The sequence below is a fragment of the Caballeronia sp. J97 genome, assembly GCF_905220305.1.
Classification (GTDB): Bacteria; Pseudomonadota; Gammaproteobacteria; order Burkholderiales; family Burkholderiaceae; genus Caballeronia.
Genome location: NZ_CAJMZL010000106.1, coordinates 1 through 334 on the forward strand (window position 1 = coordinate 1; position 334 = coordinate 334).

A 334-nucleotide genomic window follows, 5' to 3' on the forward strand; every position below is an offset into this window, starting at 1 on the left:
GACCACTGCAGGCAGCTTCAAAGATAGCGTTTCAGCGCCGCCGTCGACTTCACGCGATACGGTCGCTTTGCCATCGGCGATCACGACCTTCGAGGCGAACGTCGCTTGCGGCAGGCCCGCGAGTGCAGCGAGCATCTGGCCGGTTTGATTCGAGTCGTCATCGATGGCCTGCTTGCCGAGAATGACCAACTCAGGCTTCTCCTGATCGACCAGTGCCTTCAACAACTTCGCCACCGCCAAAGGCTGCAAATCCTCCGACGTTTCCACCAACACCGCACGATCCGCCCCGATCGCCAACGCCGTGCGCAACGTCTCCTGACACTGCGTCACCCCG

The 334-nt window shown here is 61.4% G+C and carries 1 pseudogene; it reads right to left on the reverse strand.

The features are described from left to right. Window positions 1–334, reverse strand: a pseudogene (locus U4Y90_RS36025) (electron transfer flavoprotein subunit beta/FixA family protein); the annotation flags it as partial.